Source organism: Flavobacterium cupreum, assembly GCF_003996965.1.
Lineage (GTDB): Bacteria > Bacteroidota > Bacteroidia > Flavobacteriales > Flavobacteriaceae > Flavobacterium > Flavobacterium cupreum.
In genome coordinates this window covers 1-649 of the sequence record NZ_QWDM01000056.1, presented here as the reverse complement: position 1 = coordinate 649, position 649 = coordinate 1, and the positions used below count along the sequence as shown (strand labels likewise).

Below are 649 nucleotides of genomic sequence, written 5' to 3'. Positions count from 1 at the left end.
ATAGAAAAACAACCAATAGAGTAAAATAATTTTATACTTTTAAACTACTTTTTAGACACCTTTTTGAGTTCATTTATACTGCTCACTTTTATCCAGAATTAGGTGCTCACTTTATCCAGAATATCCAATCATGGCACATAATATCAATTTCAACGAGAAAACAGGACGTTATTCATTTTTTAGCGTTCAACAGAAAGCATGGCACGGCTTGGGACAGATCGTTTCAGAGTACCCAACAAGTGAGGAAGCTATAAAACACGCAGGATTGGATTACCAAGTCGTAAAATCCCCAATATTTACCAAAGGTTCGGGCATTATTGAAACGGCTGACGGTATTGAAATAGGCTGTAACGAATTGGAAGTGCCTAATTATTTTGCCAACATCCGCACCGATAACAATGCAGTATTAGGAGTGGTCGGCAAAGACTACCAAATTGTACAGAACCGTGAAGCCTTCAATTTTTTTGATGCCATTGTAGGGGGTGGCGAGGGCATTTTGTACGAAACCGCAGAGGCATTGGGCAATGGTTATGGAAAGTAAAAGATTATGTAAAATAGTCTGTGTCAATCTGTTCTTTTAGCTGTAGCTACACAATGTGTATTCTATTTTACTTTACATTATTTTGTTGTCGGCAATTATGCCTTAACA

The 649-nt window shown here is 37.4% G+C and carries 1 pseudogene; it reads left to right on the top strand.

Annotated elements, in window-relative coordinates:
• Window positions 1-130: 130 nt before the first annotated feature.
• Window positions 131-529 (top strand): annotated as a pseudogene (locus D0817_RS24765) (DUF932 domain-containing protein); the annotation flags it as partial.
• Window positions 530-649 lie beyond the last annotated feature (120 nt).